Below are 15,727 nucleotides of genomic sequence, written 5' to 3'. Positions count from 1 at the left end.
TGCGCCGTATCCGTGCCTTAGCCCGAAGAGATACCGGGGCGAACCCGGAACAGACCGTAGAAAGAGACTATCGTGGCTGAAAAGATCAAAGTAGCACTGCTTGGTGCCGGTAATGTCGGTTCCCAGGCTGCTCGCATCCTGGTCGAGGATAACGCTGTCCTTGAAAAGCGCATTGGCGCCCCCGTGGAGTTGATCGGTATTGCTGTGCGCGATACTAATGCATCCCGCCACTGGAATGCGGACCCCTCGCTGTACACCACCGACGCTGAATCCCTGATTGATGCGGCGGATGTGGTCATCGAGCTGACCGGCGGTATTGAGCCGGCTCGCACTCGCATTCTGCGTGCTCTGAAGGCGGGTAAGTCTGTGGTCTCCGGCAACAAGGCACTGCTGGCTAAGCACGGCGTGGAGCTGCAGGCTGCCGCTGATGCGTCTGGTGCTCAGCTCTCCTACGAGGCTGCGGTTGCGGGTGCTATCCCGATTCTGCGCCCCCTGCGTGACTCCCTGGCTGGTGACCGTGTGACCCGCGTTCTGGGCATTATGAACGGCACCACCAACTACATTCTGGACCAGATGGACACCACCGGCGCTTCCTTCGCGGATGCACTGGCTGAGGCTCAGAAGCTCGGCTACGCGGAGGCTGACCCGACCGCTGACGTTGAGGGCCACGATGCCGCGTCGAAGGCTGCGATTGTTGCTTCGCTGGCGTTCCACTCTGACTTCACCATCGATGATGTGCACACTGAGGGCATTACCTCCATCACCGCTGATGATGTTGCTGCCGCGGATGCTGATGGTTACGTCATCAAGCTGCTGGCCATTTGTGAGCGCGAGGGTGCGGACGGCGCGAACATTCGCGTGAACCCGACCCTGATTCCTCGTCAGCACCCGCTGGCGGGCGTGCACGGTGCGTTCAACGCTGTGTTCGTTGAGGCGGAGAACGCTGGCGAGCTGATGTTCTACGGTCCCGGTGCGGGTGGCGCACCGACTGCTTCGGCTGTTCTGGGTGACTTCGTGTCTCTGGCTCGTCGCCTGGTGCTGGGCGGTCCCGGTGTTCCGGAGACTTCTCACGCTCAGTTGCACGCAACTAGCCTGGACAACGTGATTTCTCGCTACTCGGTGGGTGTTCTGGTGGAGGACCGTCTGGGCGTTCTGGCGAATATTACCCGTATCCTTGCCGAGCACGGTATTTCGGTGGATTCGCTGCGCCAGTCCACCCCGAAGGAGGGTGCGGCTCAGATTCGTATGGTGACTCACTCGGCGAAGGATTCTGATCTGCGCCGTGCGATTGCTGTGATTGATGCTCTGGACACTGTGCGTGAGGTGAACTCGGTCATCCGCGTGGAGTCCGAGAAGCACTAAGGCTCAAAAGCCGTTATCTATGTGCGGCACGCGCCGCTCACTAAACGTGCGATGTTCGCTTGCGGGTGCATCGCTCACTAACTAACCCGCGTACCCGCTACCGCGCCGGACCTATGGGAGGTCCGGCGGGCGGGGCGCCAAGATTGAAGGAGAAGCCAATGGCACACGTGTGGCAGGGCGTTATCAATGAGTACCGTGACCGTCTGCCTTTCGCAGACGATGTGAAGGCTGTGACCCTGGGCGAGGGCGGTACCCCGCTGATTCACGCGCCGGCACTGTCTGCTGAGACCGGTAACACCGTTTACCTGAAGTTTGAGGGTATGAACCCGACCGGTTCGTTCAAGGACCGCGGTATGACCAGCGCGATGACCGCCGCTAAGCGTGACGGCGCGAAGGCTGTTGTGTGCGCTTCGACCGGTAACACTTCCGCTTCGGCTGCTGCGTACGCTCTGCAGGCTGGTATGCGCTGTGCGGTGCTGGTTCCGGACGGCAAGATTTCTATGGGTAAGCTGTCTCAGGCTATCGCTCACGGTGCTGACATCATTCAGATTGACGGCAACTTCGATAACTGCCTGGAGATTGCTCGCAAGCTCAGCGAGAACTACCCTGTGTTCCTGGTGAACTCGGTGAACCCTTACCGTATTGAGGGTCAGAAGACCGGTTCGTTTGAGGTTGTTGACACCCTGGGTGACGCTCCCGATTACCACCTGCTGCCGGTTGGCAACGCGGGTAACATCACCGCGTACTGGAAGGGCTACAAGGAGTACTCGGAGCCTTACACCAACCGTGACGGTGAGGTTCTGGAGCCGGTTGCGACCAAGCGTCCGATCATGTGGGGCTTCCAGGCCGCCGGTGCTGCACCGATCGTTGCTGGTCACCCGATTGAGGCTCCTGAGACCATTGCGACCGCTATCCGTATTGGTAACCCCGCGTCGTGGGAGAAGGCTGAAGCTGCTCGTGACGAGTCCGGCGGCGTGATTGAGGCTGTGACCGATGAGGAGATTCTGGAGGCGCACCGCTGGCTGTCTGCCCGCGAGGGTGTCTTCGTGGAGCCGGCTTCGGCTGCCGGTGTTGCGGGTCTGCTGAAGAAGCACCGCGCCGGTGAAGCTCCCGAGGGTAAGACCATCGTCATCACCGTGACCGGTCACGGTCTGAAGGACCCGCAGTGGGCTCTGCAGGCTGTGAACGGCGTGAAGGTTGAGCCGACTAAGGCTCCCTTCGACGTGGTTGCTGTGGCAGATATTCTCGATTTGCACTAGCCTATTCATACTACGTTGTGCACTCCGTCCCGATTTTTCGGGGCGGGGTGCACCTGCATGACAGCCCTTTTTGTATCTTTCACCTATTCACTCATTACGTCACCGATCGCGAGGTTCTTCTCATGTCTTCCCTGCATATTTCTGATATTCCGGTGGGCGCGTCCGTTAAGGTTCGCGTTCCCGCTACGAGCGCTAACCTGGGTCCCGGCTATGACAGCATGGGTTTGGGTCTTGGCTTCTATGATGAGCTGGTTGTTGAGCGTATTGAGTCCGGTTTGGAGTTTGAGCTCAGCGGTGAGGGTAGCGCGGATGTCCCTCGCGATGAGAGCCACCTGGTTTTGCAGGCGATGAAGGCTGGTTTTGCGGCGGCTGGTTTGGATGAACTGCCGCCGGTGAAGCTGATTGCTGATAATAAGATTCCGCATTCTCGCGGTATGGGTTCTTCGGCGTCGGCTATTGTGGCGGGTGTGGCTGCGGCGAGCGGTCTGCTGCCGGAGGAGCACCGTCTGAGCCGTGAGCAGATGTTGCAGGTCGCCTCCGATATGGAGGGCCACCCGGATAACGTGGCTCCGGCGATTTACGGCAACCTGTCGGTGTCTTGGGGTGAGATGGGTAACTGGAAGACCCTGATTATTCCGGTGCATCCTGAGGTTCACCCTGTGGTGGCTGTGCCCGATTATGAGGTGTCGACGAAGCTTGCTCGTTCGCTGATCCCTGCGCAGATGCCCCACGTTGAGGCGGTAGCGAACTCGGCTCGTGCGGCGCTGCTGGTGCGCACTCTCTCTGATGCTCCCGAGTACCTGATGGATGCGACCGTGGATTACCTGCATCAGGGTTACCGTGTGACCGCGATGGAGCCGTCGGCTGTGCTGGTTGCGTACCTGCGCAGTCAGGGTTTTGCGGCGGTGATTTCTGGCGCTGGCCCTACTGTTTTGACCTTTGCACACGGCGACGAGCAGGTGCGACAGGTTCAGGAGGCGATTGCCGAGTTTGAGGCGACTCACCCTTGTAGCGCTATTGTGGATCGTCGCCTGAACTGGCGGGTTCTTCCTCTTGAAATTGATACTGAAGGTGTTATAGTTACTCAGTAGGACGTTATTAGTTCGTCCTATGTTGAGGTTCGCCCGTCGTTCAATGTAGACCGTCGATACTATCCTTCGTAACGTACTTCCGTTTCCCCTTATGCCTCAGGTGCTTTGTGTATCTGAGTGGGAGTCGGCAGGGTTCGGGGGAGTGCCTTTGGATTCCACGTCTTTCTTTGTTTCTGACGCATAGGGGAAGACTTTTCTGGGGGGGTTCGGTTTCGCGGCGGGTGCCCTTTCAAAGTGACCATTCCGTCCTCTTCATCTCGTGTAGATGGTTCTTAGAGATGATGGTTTGGGCTTGCCCACATTTGTGATAGAGCGCCTTATCTTCCGTGTGTGCTCGCTGTGTCTGAATCAGCGGGTACGGTAAGAGACGCGAACCGCCTCCAGTGCGGTTCGAGGGAGTCGAAGGTGCGGACTGCTGTTTTCTTTCGGCAGTGTCTAAGCCTTTGACCGCGCTATAGCGTTCGCCCGATCTTTATTCTGAAGATTTTCAGGGCTTATAACCAAAGGAATTGTAGTTGGCAAAGAATATTGTTGTCACCGATGAGTACGGTACGGCCGCTGCCGCACCGGAACTTGCGAACTTGAAGGTCGCGCAGCTGCGTGTCCTCGCCCAGCAGCTTGGTATCCGCGGCTATTTGAAGTTGAAGAAGGCTGAGCTGGTTCAGGCTCTTGAGGAGCATCAGCGTGGCGGCGCCGTAGCCGCTCCTGCTGAGCCCAAGGCTGAGACTCCCGTTGAGTCTGCCCAGACCCCCGCTGCTGAGAAGGTTGAGGAGTCTAACCCTCGCCGTACCCGCCGTACTCGCACCCAGAAGGATGCTGAGGCGAAGGTGGAGAAGGCTGAGAAGACCGAAAACGCGGAGGCTGCTGAGGCTCCCGCCGAGGGCGCTGAGAAGGCTGAAAAGTCTGAGAAGCGTACCCGTTCTTCCCGCCATGAGACTCCCGCTCAGAAGCGTGCGCGCGCTCGCCGCGCCGCTGAGGGCGAGGACGCATCGGCTGAGAAGTCCGAGAAGACTGAGAATAACGAGAAGCCGGAGAAGCGTACCCGCCGCACCCGCACCCGTAAGGATGAGAAGCCCGCTGAGCTTCCCCCGCTGGATGTGCGCGCTGAGCTGGCTGCTGAGCGTATTGGTGAGCGTTCGGAGCAGGTTGACCTGCCCGGTAACTCGGCTGAGCTGAAGGCTGCTACCGCTGACGGCACCGCGAGCCTGGACAGCCTGAACGCTGCCCTGGACATGACTTTTGGTACCCCTGACGGTGAGAAGAGCTCGAAGCGTACTCGTACCCGTGAGCGTCGCCGCGACCAGGATGGTGAGCGTACTGAGCGTCGTTCCAAGCGTGACCGCCAGGCGGAGCGTGCAGAGCGCAATGCTGAGCGTAGCGAACGTGCCGAGCGTAAGGCTGCTGAGCGTGCAGAACGCGCAGAGCGTGCCGAGCGCACTGAGCGCCGTTCCAAGCGTGACCGTCAGGCTGAGCGTGCTGAGAAGCAGGCTCGCCGCCGCGAGGAGAACGAGCCTCGTCTGAGCGAAGACGATGTGCTGGCACCGATTTCGGGTGTTCTGGACATCCTCGATAACTACGCTTTCGTGCGTACCACCGGCTACCTGCCCGGCACCAATGACGTGTACGTCTCCCTGGCTCAGGTGAAGAAGTACAACCTGCGTAAGGGCGACCACGTGCTCGGCGCGATTCGCGTGCCGCGCGAGGGTGAGTCGAACAACCGCCAGCGTTTCAACGCCCTGGTTCAGGTTGAGGCGATTAACGGTCAGAGCGTTGAGGAAGCAGCGAACCGCCGCGTGTTCTCGAAGCTGACCCCGCTGTACCCCAAGGAGCGTCTGCGCCTGGAGACCACCCCGAAGAAGCTGGGCACCCGCGTGGTTGACCTGGTGTCCCCGATTGGTAAGGGTCAGCGTGGTCTGATTGTGTCCCCGCCGAAGGCGGGTAAGACCCTCATGCTGCAGTCCATCGCGAACGCGATTACTGTGAACAACCCGGACGTGTACCTGATGATGGTCCTGGTGGATGAGCGTCCTGAAGAAGTGACCGATATGCAGCGCACCGTTAAGGGTGAGGTTATTGCCTCGACCTTCGACCGCCCGGCTGAGGATCACACCACCGTGGCTGAGCTGGCTATTGAGCGTGCGAAGCGTATGGTGGAGCTCGGCTACGATGTGGTCGTGCTGCTGGACTCCATGACCCGCCTGGGCCGCGCATACAACCTGGCGGCTCCCGCATCCGGTCGTATCCTGTCCGGTGGTGTGGATTCTGCCGCACTGTACCCGCCGAAGAAGTTCTTCGGTGCTGCCCGCAACATTGAAGAGGGCGGCTCGCTGACCATTCTGGCTACCGCCCTGGTTGAGACCGGCTCGAAGATGGATGAAGTGATCTTCGAAGAGTTCAAGGGCACCGGTAACATGGAGCTGCGCCTGTCCCGTCAGCTGGCGGATAAGCGTATCTTCCCGGCGGTTGATATTAACGCTTCTGGTACTCGCCGCGAGGAGAACCTGCTCTCCCCGGATGAGATCAAGATTATGTGGGGTCTGCGCCGTGCCCTGGCGGGTATGGAGCCTGAGCAGGCTCTGGGCGTTCTGACCAACCAGCTGCGTAAGACTGAAAGCAACGTGGAGTTCCTTCTGACGGTTCAGAAGAACGGTTTGCGTCTGGTCGACTAAGGCTCGTATCTCACGCGCCCCACCTCCTCTTGTGGGTGGGGCGCGTGAGCCGTTCGTTTTGTGCATCCCTGTTGTGTGGGGTGTGAGATGTCTAGTGCCTGCCCGTGCGGCGTAAAGTGCGGGAGATGGAAGAGAGAACAGAATGTTTGAATCTATTCAGGTTCTGCTGGATGAGCACGCTGACCTGCAGAATCAGCTGGCGGACCCCGCTGTGCAGGCGAACCAGGGTAAGGCACGCCGTGTGGGCCGCCGTTACGCGGAGCTGACCGGTATTGTGACTGCGTATAACAAGTACACTTCGCTGAAGGATGACCTTGAGGCTGCTCGCGAGATGGCTGATGAGGATCCGGATTTCGCGGCGGAGATTCCCGGTCTGGAGGAGGAGCTGGAGGTTGCTCAGGAGAAGCTGCGCCGCCTGCTGATTCCGCGTGACCCGGATGATGGCCGTAACGTCATTCTTGAGGTGAAGGCTGGCGCCGGTGGTGACGAGGCGGCTCTGTTCGCTGGTGACCTGCTGCGCATGTACATGCGTTATGCCGAGCACAAGGGCTGGAAGACTGAGATTATTTCTTCGACCAGCACCGACGTGGGCGGTTACAAGGACGCCCAGATTGCTATTAAGGGCTCCTCGAATGAGCCGGCTGAGGGCGTGTGGGCGCACCTAAAGTATGAGGGTGGCGTGCACCGTGTGCAGCGTGTTCCGGCGACTGAGTCTCAGGGCCGTATCCACACTTCTGCCGCTGGTGTTCTGGTGTTCCCCGAGGTGGACGAGCCGGAAGAAATCGAGATTAACCAGAACGACCTGAAGATTGACGTGTACCGTTCTTCGGGCCCCGGTGGTCAGTCGGTGAACACCACTGACTCGGCGGTGCGTATTACTCACCTTCCGACCGGCATTGTGGTGGCTATGCAGAATGAGAAGTCGCAGCTGCAGAACCGTGAAGCTGCGATGCGCGTTCTGCGTGCGCGCCTGTTGGCTCACCAGCAGGAGCAGATTGACGCTGAGAACGCGGCACACCGTGCTTCGCAGGTGCGTACCATGGACCGTTCGGAGCGTATCCGTACGTACAACTTCCCGGAGAACCGCATTGCGGATCACCGTACCGGCTACAAGGCGTACAACCTGGACGCCGTGCTCAATGGTGACCTGGAGCCTGTGGTTCAGTCCGCTATTGAGATGGATGAGGCGCACCGCCTCGCTCAGGTGGGCCAGGAACAGAAGTAATTCTGTATTTGCTCGTGCCGATTCTTTGAAACGGTATGAGATGTTGGTGAGGGGGCTCGCCGCTACGGCGGTGGAGCCCCTCACCTGTATGCCGCGATAGGCTTTGAGCCGTTGAGAGATGAAAAGGAGAGCTCATGAAGGTGAATGTGCACGACCCGCGCGGGGAAGAACTCGCGCAGGTACTCACGCGCGCCACCGCGGCACTGGCCCAGGTGCCCAGCCCCCGCGTGGACGCCGAGCTCCTCGCCGCGCACCTGCTCTACGACGGCTCACGCTCACGCCTACAGCACGCGGCGCTCATGGGGGAACGGCTCACCCCTGAACAAGTCGCAGAGTACGAGGCGCTGGTCGCCCGCCGCGTCCGCCGCGAACCGCTGCAGCACATCACTGGCTCCGCTCCCTTCTACCGCCTAGAACTGGCAGTCGGACCGGGCGTGTTCGTACCCCGCCCCGAGACCGAGCTACTCGTCGAAGAAGCCCTCAAGGTGCTGGCACCCCGCACCGAATCGGCAACCGGTCAGCAGCGCATCGTCGACCTGTGCACCGGCTCCGGGGCTATCGCCGCGGCAATCAAGAGCGAACTGCCGAACGCCCAGGTGTTCGCGGTGGAACTCTCCGAAGACGCCATCCCCTACACCCGCAAGAACCTGGGGCCGCTCGGCGTGCACCTGGTTCAGGGGGACGCCCTCACCGCCCTGCCCGAGCTCGCCGGAACCTTCGACGCGGTGCTCTCGAACCCTCCGTACATTCCGCCGGCGAACGTGCCCGCCGACCCGGAAGCCGCCCTGCACGACCCGGACATGGCACTGTACGGCGGGGGAGAGGACGGCATGCAGATTCCCTCCGCGATTGCCGCCCGCGCCTTCGAGCTTCTTACCCCCGGCGGCCTGTTCATCATGGAGCACGACGACACCCAGGAAGAAGCCGTCGCCGAGCTGTTGGCGCGTGTCGGCTTCGAGGGCTGCTACCCGGTGCGTGACCTGAATAATCGTCCGCGTCATAGCGTCGGTTATAAACCGCGCCCACTAGAGCCTTTAGACTAGTAGATGCACCACCTAGCCCGTGCCGGGCTGCGTGAAGGCAACGCGTCCGCCTCCTCAGCCAGCTCAGAGCTGGTGAAATATGGTGAACCTCCGGAAGAGTGCTTCCACATGGCGCGTTGTGGGTGCCGGTGTCTCGCCGCATCCAGAAAAACATGAGAGAATAAGACCCGTGACTGCAAAGCTGTACCCCGTAACGACTGAAACTGAGACCCGCGAGGCCATTGAAGCTGCCCGCGAGGCGCTGAAGGCGCACGACACGATTGTGATGCCCACCGATACCGTCTACGGTATTGCCGCCGATGCTTTCTCGCATCAGGGCGTTGCCAAGCTGCTGGCAGATAAGGGCCGCGACCGCACCATGCCGCCGCCCGTGCTGATCTTTGATCTTGCTGCGCTCGCTGGCGTGGTCGACGACGTTCCGGACGATATTTACGATCTGGGTGGTCGCTTCTGGCCCGGCGCGCTGACTATGATTCTTCACGCGTACCCGTCACTGAGCTGGGATTTGGGTGAGACCCGCGGTACTGTTGCCGTGCGTGTTCCCGATGATGAGTTCGCCCTGAAGCTGCTGACTGAGCACGGTCCGCTGGCGGTTTCGAGCGCGAACAAGACCGGTCAGGAAGCCGCTCTGGACGCACAGACCGCCATGGAATCCCTGGGCGAGGACGTTGCCGTGGTGATTGATGGTGGTGCTCGTCCTAAGCCGCTTGAGTCTGAGCCGAATGAGGACGGCGTGGTTGTGGTGACTGAGCGTGACCCGGCACCGTCCACGATTCTGGATTGCACCTCCTTCCCCTACGTGGTGGTTCGTGAGGGCGCAATTTCGGTGGAGGAGCTGCGCGAGGTCGTTCCGACCATTCTGACTCGTGCGGAGGCTGACGAGCAGGCGGCTCGTAAGGTTGAGGAAGCTGAGGCTGCTTCTTCTGCGTCGTCTGAGTCGACTCCTTCTGAGCGTGCTCTGGATGAGCAGGCTGACCTGGATGAGGCGTATGAGCAGTGGGACAGCACCCACACCGTGAGCGGTGAGCCTGCTCGTCGCGCTTCGGCACCGGTTGCCGGTTCTGTCGCGGCGTCCCTGCTGGGCGCTACTTCGGCTCTGTCTTCTGCTTTCAGCACCGGCGTGGATCAGGAGCGTTCGCGCGGCTACCGTGACAACACTCCGAAGCCGGTTCGTGCGGATGAGCCCCAGACCCACCCGGTTCCTGCTGATACTGCTCGCGCGCTGGTCTTTGGCGAGTCGAAGATTGAGACTGCCGCTAAGAGCAAGCCTGCTCAGAGCGAGGCAAAGACTGCAGAAGCTAAGGCTGAAGATGCTGAACCCGCAGCAAATACTGAGGCAAAGACCGAGCAGAAGGATGCCCCGGAGGATCACCTCTAAACCTCTGCGGGCTGTAAGAACTCTCTGCTGAGTGTAAAAACTCAGAGCATAAAAACGTAAAGGGAACCCCCGATATATCGTTCAGATATATCGGGGGTTCCCTTTCGTGATGAGCCCTCTAGAGGCGCGCCACTAAGCTGTGTGCCTCAGGTCGTGCACCTTTAGGAGAGCACGCGCGCTACCTAGTTCTTCTCGAAGCGGCGGTCCTTCTTCTTACCCAGCGCGGTGTGGGCGTTGCGCAGTACTTCACGCACGCGCGGGGTGGGCAGAAGGTTGTTGTCACGTGCCCAGGAGTCGTCGATGCCCTGGCCGAACCACATGACCTCGACCTTACGCACGGAACCTGCGAACTTGTCATTCATCAGCTCGGAGACGGTGTAGCCCGCCTTGACGGCTGCGCGGCAGAGCCACTCGGGCAGGCGGCGCGGGTGGCGGCGACCAGCATCCACGGATGCGGAGGCGACGGTTGCGCCTTCCCAAGGCTGCAGCACGATGGTGGGTAGCTCGCCGGAGAAGGTGCCGAGCATGACCACGAATTCTGCGAGGGCGTGCACGCTGGAAACCGGGGACTTGCCGGTGCCTGCACCCGCAACGGATGCGAAGGGGGAGGAGGCCATCTTGGCGAAGAGTTCGGTGGTGCGTCGGCCGCGGCCCTGCACGCTGGTTGCGCGAAGGATGCACAGTTCGGGTGCGCAGTCGGGGTGCTCTTCGAGGAAGTAGTCCTGCAGGTCGAGCAGCGCTTCTTCGCCGAGTGCTTTGGAGAAGGAGTAGGCGCTGAACGGGTTGGTCTCTTCGGAATCATCCAGTACGAGGCGCGGGCCCTGTACCGCTGCGGAGGAGAGGTGGATGACGCGGCGTACGCCGGTTCGCTGTGCGGCGATGGCAATTACGGCGGGAAGCAGGGCGTTTGCACCGACGAGCGGAGGTAGATCCTGCATATTGGGCGCTGCGAGGCCCGCTGCGTTGACGACGACCTGCGCGCCGGCGAAGGCTTCTGCGAGGGAGTCGATGATGCCTTCAAGCTGGTCTGCTTCGTCGATGATGCTGTCTACGTCGAGGGCGCGGGTTGCGAGTCGAGGTGCCTCGATGGGGTCGACGCTGATACCTTCTGCGTTCAGACGCGCGACGATGGAGGAACCAACGAAGCCGCTGGCGCCAATGACTTTCCACTTGGATTCGGACATCTCTTTTACCTCTCACGAGCCCGCGTACGTTGCGGGGAAAAATGGGGTCATTTCAACTTTCCCATATTTGAACAGTTTATGGGGAATTTGTGGGGTTTTATTCGGTCTCTGGTCGTTTTTTCGCACGGGGTGCACAGCGCAAACACAGGCTGTGAAGCTGGTAGCTTGATGGATACCCAAAACTGGGTGTGCCGGTACGTCCGCTATGCGGATAAATCAACTGAATTCGGTTGTTTATTTGTCATAAAGTGCGCCTTTTGGGGTGATGGTTCACTCTCTAGTGGAGACCGCAGGTAGAATATTTTCTTTGAGTGATATATCCACACGGTTGAATACCGCGGGCGCGAGAAACACCACAAGCGCCCAGTTCGGTATGGGTATATCGCGTATCGGCTGATTCAGGCGCATCGCGCCGTGGAGGGAGAACTTATGGCAGAAAAGTACAGCGACGTGACCGCTTTTGCCCAGCCTTCTTCCAATCAGTCTTCTTCTCACAATTCTTTGAATGAGTATCCCCGCACGGTTGCCGTGGTGGTGACTTATAACCGTGAGGACCTGCTGCCGAAGACCCTTGCTGGTATCGCTTCTGGTGAGCGTGTGCCTGCGGCGGTGGTGATTGTTGATAACGCCTCCACGGACGGTACTGCTGAGTATCTGCGTGCCCTGGACTACGAGCTACCGGTGGATTGCATCCGCCTGGAGAGCAATATGGGCGGTGCTGGCGGTTTCGCGGTGGGTATTGATCGCGCCCTGGAACGCCATAACCCGGATCTGGTGTGGGTTATGGATGATGACACCGAGCCGACCGAGAACACTCTGTCGGAGGCGGTTGCCGCCTGGCTGAACTATTCGCCGGTGCCTTCGCAGCGCCCCGCGGTGGTGGCATCTCGTGTGGTGTGGACGAACGGCGAGGACCACCCGATGAACACTCCGCGCACGATGTTTGCGGCGGGTCAGCAGCGTCATGCTCGTGCGCAGGCTGTGGGTGCCCGCCCGATTCGTAGCGCCTCGTTCGTGTCGATTCTGATGGATGCGCAGGCTATTCGCCGTAATGGTGGTTTGCCGATTGCTGAGTTCTTTATTTGGAATGATGACTTCGAGTTTTCGACTCGTCTGATTCATCACCGTGACGGCATTGCGGTGCCTTCTTCGGTGGCTAAGCACCACACGAAGACTTTTGGTACAACGAACGCTGACCCGGGGCCGCGTTTCTATAACGATGTGCGCAATAAGCTGTGGGTCTTTACCCGTTCGCGTACCCTGAACCCGCTGGAGAAGCTGCTCTACGGTGGCTCGTCGGTGCGCCTGTGGATTTCTACTGTTCTGCGTACTGATGACCGCCGAACCTACCTGGGGTATTTCCTCAATGGTGTGCGTGATGGTTTGCGTGCGCCTCGCCCGAATGCTCAGGTGCTTGAGGGCATTTACCCGCTGACTTTCCCCGGCCGCTACGGCGTGCCTGCATCCGTTGAAAGTCACGCTGATTCTGAGAAGGCGCGCGGTTGCGTGAGCTCCGTACCCGATTTTTCGGTGCTGATGAGCGTGTACGCGAAGGAGAACCCCTCCTATCTGGATCAGGCGTTGGAGTCGAATCTGCTGAACCAGACGGTGCGTCCTTCCGAGCTGGTTTTGGTGAAGGATGGTCCGCTGACCCCCGAGCTGGATGCCGTGGTGGACCGCTGGGTTCAACGCGCCGAGAATCTGGATTGCCCGCCGATTCAGGTGGTGGATCTGGCTCAGAATGTTGGTTTGGCGGAGGCGCTGAACGCCGGTCTGCAGGCGTGTTTGTATGAGCTGGTTGCTCGTGCTGATTCTGATGATCTGTCTGAGCCGACTCGTTTTGCGCGTCTGATTCCTGCCCTGGTGCAGGGCGGCTACACGGTGCTGGGCTCTGCCATGCTTGAGGTGAATGAGAGCAATACTTCGGTGGAGTCGACCCGCGAGGCGATTGTTGATTCTGCGCGTCTGCTCAGCGCGATGGATTCGCGTAACCCGATTTATCACCCGTCCGTGGCGTTCGTGAAGAGTGCCGTGCAGCAGCTGGGCGGTTACGAGTTCGTGCCCGGCGCTGAGGATTGGTGGCTGTGGATGCGTCTGCGCGATGCCGGCTATCGTCTGGGTAATATCCCTGAGGCTCTGGTGCGTTACCGCGTGGGTGCGGGCGCGTACACGAAGCGCGGGGGAGTGGACGCCTGGTTGCAGGATGTGGCGATTCAGCGTCGACTGTACACCGGTCACGGTATTTCTAAGCTTCAGTGGGCTCAGAATATGGCGGTGCGGAGTGTGTACCGTTTTGTTCCTGAGCAGGCGCGCCGTTCGGCGTTTCGTGCGTTGTCGTCTTTGACGGCTCGTGCTTCTTCTCGTTCTTCTGGTACCGCATCTGAAGGAGGCATGTAGTGGCTCAGTTGAAACCTCACGCTCATGTGGTGATGCAGAAGGCAGCTCAGCGCGGCACGATGGTGACGGAGGGTGACTCTGGCACGATGCTGGTGAACCGCCTGTATGAGCGTAAGCCGTGGTGGCTGATTGCGCAGGCGCTGATTGATTCGAGTGCCTGGGTTCTGGCGGTTTTGTTTGCGTACATGCTCCGCTATAGTGTGCTGCTCAGTAACGGTTCGGTGTTCGATATTATTCACCCGGCGTCGTTGACGATGACCGCTACGTTGGCTGTGGTTCTGCACCTGGTCATTGGTCTGGCGGGCGTGAAGATTTATAACGGCGTGTATTCGTACGGTTCGTTTGACGAGTCGTGGCGTGCCGGCGCGGCTGCTTTGAGCGCGGGTGCGGCGTTGACTGCTTTCTCCTTTGTGGATGAGCTGTTGGGTCTGCCGCATATTCCGCATAGTGTGCCTGCGATTGCGGCGGCATTTAGCCTGATTATGATGGCGGGCGCCCGCATGGCGAAGCGCGTCTACACTGAGCGCGGTGCTGTGCGTGAGTTGACCGGTGAGCCGGTGATTGTGTACGGTGCTGGCTTTATCGGCGGCATGGTCATGGATTCGATGCTGCACGATGAGGAGGCGAAGCTTCGCCCGGTTGCGGTTTTCGATGATGACCAGTTGAAGGCTGGTACGAAGTTCCACGGCATTTCGGTGATTACGACTTACCGCGAGCTGGAGCAGGTGATTCGTGAGTCTGGTACCCGTAAGATTCTGGTGACGATTTCGGATATGTCGGAGGATTACTTCGAGTCCTTCTGCAACCGCATGCGTAAGCTTAAGGTTGAGGTTCAGCGTATTAGTAGCGCGAATGCTCGCCTGATGGGTGAGCGTCTGATTACCGCGAGCGATAACGACCTGATGCGCGTGATTCGTGGCGAGATTAACTACGATATTGACCGCGATATTCTGCGTTCGTACCTGCACGGTAAGCGCGTGCTGGTTACGGGTGCGGGCGGTTCGATTGGTTCGGAGCTGTGCCGTCAGATTAGCGAGTTTGGGCCTGAGACCCTCATGATGCTTGATCATGATGAGACTCTGCTGATGGAGACGAAGGTTTCGATTACTCACGAGTCGAGCCTGGATGATGATCGCATTATTCTGGCTGATATTCGTGAGGGGGATAATCTGCTGGAGATTTTCCGTGACCGTCGCCCCGAGGTGGTGTTCCACGCTGCGGCTTTGAAGCACGTGTCGGCGCTGGAGGCGTACCCGCAGGAGGCGTGGAAGACGAACTCCTTGGGCACTCTGAACGTGCTGCGTGCCGCGGAGGCGGTGGGAGTGAAGACCTTCGTGAACGTTTCGACCGATAAGGCGGCGGATCCGAAGACTGCGCTGGGTCAGTCCAAGCGCGTGGCGGAGCGTCTGACCGCGTACTTTGGCGAGAAGACCGGCAACACCTACGTGTCGGTTCGTTTCGGTAACGTGTTTGGTTCGCGCGGTTCGATTAAGCCGCTCTTTACGAAGCAGATTCTTTCGGGTGGTCCGATTACTCTGACGGATAAGCGTGCGACCCGTTACTTCATGCTGATTACCGATGCCTGCCTGCTGGTGATGCTTGCCGGTGCGATTGGTCGCCCGGGCGAGGTCATGGTGCTGGATATGGGTCAGCCGGTCAAGATCCTGGATGTTGCGAAGGCGATGCGCCAGGCGTATGAGCGGTATGACGTGGAGATCAAGGAGATTGGTCTTCGCAAGGGTGAGAAGCTGGATGAGACTCTCTTCGGCGGTACCGAGAAGCTGGTGCCGAGCGAGGAGAACCGGTATATTTCCCGGTCGAGTGCCCCGGCACTTGACCCTGATGAGCTCGATTATAAGCTGTGGATTCAGAACTATCGGGAGCACAGCGGCTATGAGCGTCATGGCCTGGAGCGTGCCCCTGATCCGCGTACTTTGGCGGATGCACAGACGTTCTAATCTTTACGGAAATGACACCGGATGCTGCACTTGCGTGGCGGGTGCGGTATCCGGTGTTTTCTCTTTCTCGGGTGTAGAACATATCAGGACGCAGAATATGCAGAACGTATGGAGAGAATCTGTAACGTTTAGTCCCGGGCTACTGAAGAGTTCTATAGAAT

General features: G+C 59.5%; 10 protein-coding genes. 9 read left to right on the top strand and 1 reads right to left on the bottom strand.

Features of this window, described 5'->3' with window-relative positions; all coding sequences use genetic code 11:
- Nucleotides 1-72: 72 nt before the first annotated feature.
- The 7 genes from HMPREF2928_RS07035 (at nt 73) to HMPREF2928_RS07005 (ending at nt 10,027) form a co-directional block, all read left to right on the top strand.
- The gene (locus HMPREF2928_RS07035) at nt 73-1,362 is read left to right on the top strand and encodes a homoserine dehydrogenase (protein ID WP_070604617.1); all 1,290 of its coding nucleotides are present in this window, start codon (nt 73-75) and stop codon (nt 1,360-1,362) included.
- Between the two features lie 158 nt (nt 1,363-1,520).
- Nucleotides 1,521-2,621, top strand: coding sequence for a threonine synthase (gene thrC, locus HMPREF2928_RS07030; protein ID WP_070604619.1), 1,101 nt, complete (start codon nt 1,521-1,523; stop codon nt 2,619-2,621).
- Between the two features lie 122 nt (nt 2,622-2,743).
- Nucleotides 2,744-3,712 (top strand): homoserine kinase, encoded by a 969-nt coding sequence (gene thrB / locus HMPREF2928_RS07025; protein WP_070687964.1) that lies wholly within the window; start codon nt 2,744-2,746, stop codon nt 3,710-3,712.
- A gap of 515 nt (nt 3,713-4,227) precedes the next feature.
- A complete protein-coding gene (gene rho / locus HMPREF2928_RS07020; RefSeq protein ID WP_070687105.1) occupies nt 4,228-6,381 on the top strand; it encodes a transcription termination factor Rho in 2,154 nt (717 codons plus the stop codon).
- Between the two features lie 142 nt (nt 6,382-6,523).
- On the top strand, nt 6,524-7,606 hold the full coding sequence (prfA, locus tag HMPREF2928_RS07015; protein ID WP_005507792.1) for a peptide chain release factor 1: 1,083 nt from the start codon (nt 6,524-6,526) through the stop codon (nt 7,604-7,606).
- Nucleotides 7,607-7,740: 134 nt separating this feature from the next.
- Nucleotides 7,741-8,649, top strand: a complete 909-nt coding sequence (gene prmC, locus HMPREF2928_RS07010; protein WP_070687962.1) for a peptide chain release factor N(5)-glutamine methyltransferase — start codon at nt 7,741-7,743, stop codon at nt 8,647-8,649.
- A gap of 169 nt (nt 8,650-8,818) precedes the next feature.
- Complete coding sequence (locus HMPREF2928_RS07005) at nt 8,819-10,027, top strand: L-threonylcarbamoyladenylate synthase (RefSeq protein WP_070687960.1); 1,209 nt, start codon at nt 8,819-8,821, stop codon at nt 10,025-10,027.
- Nucleotides 10,028-10,209: 182 nt separating this feature from the next.
- Here HMPREF2928_RS07005 and HMPREF2928_RS07000 read toward each other — a convergent pair whose 3' ends face one another.
- Nucleotides 10,210-11,211 carry an NAD-dependent epimerase/dehydratase family protein gene (locus HMPREF2928_RS07000; protein WP_049337344.1) on the bottom strand — a complete coding sequence of 334 codons (1,002 nt, stop codon included), beginning with the start codon at nt 11,209-11,211 and terminating at the stop codon, nt 10,210-10,212.
- A gap of 429 nt (nt 11,212-11,640) precedes the next feature.
- Between HMPREF2928_RS07000 and HMPREF2928_RS06995 the strand changes: the two genes are divergently transcribed.
- Both HMPREF2928_RS06995 and HMPREF2928_RS06990 read left to right on the top strand, forming a co-directional pair.
- On the top strand, nt 11,641-13,608 hold the full coding sequence (locus HMPREF2928_RS06995) for a glycosyltransferase family 2 protein (protein WP_070687958.1): 1,968 nt from the start codon (nt 11,641-11,643) through the stop codon (nt 13,606-13,608).
- Nucleotides 13,608-15,566, top strand: a complete 1,959-nt coding sequence (locus tag HMPREF2928_RS06990; protein WP_070687956.1) for a polysaccharide biosynthesis protein — start codon at nt 13,608-13,610, stop codon at nt 15,564-15,566. Before HMPREF2928_RS06995 ends, HMPREF2928_RS06990 begins: the two co-directional genes overlap by 1 nt.
- The last annotated feature ends 161 nt before the right edge of the window (nt 15,567-15,727 follow it).

Source organism: Rothia sp. HMSC072B04 (assembly GCF_001813725.1).
GTDB classification, from domain to species: domain Bacteria; phylum Actinomycetota; class Actinomycetes; order Actinomycetales; family Micrococcaceae; genus Rothia; species Rothia mucilaginosa.
Note: the sequence above shows the minus strand (reverse complement) of the source record. Positions and strands in the feature narration are given on the sequence as shown.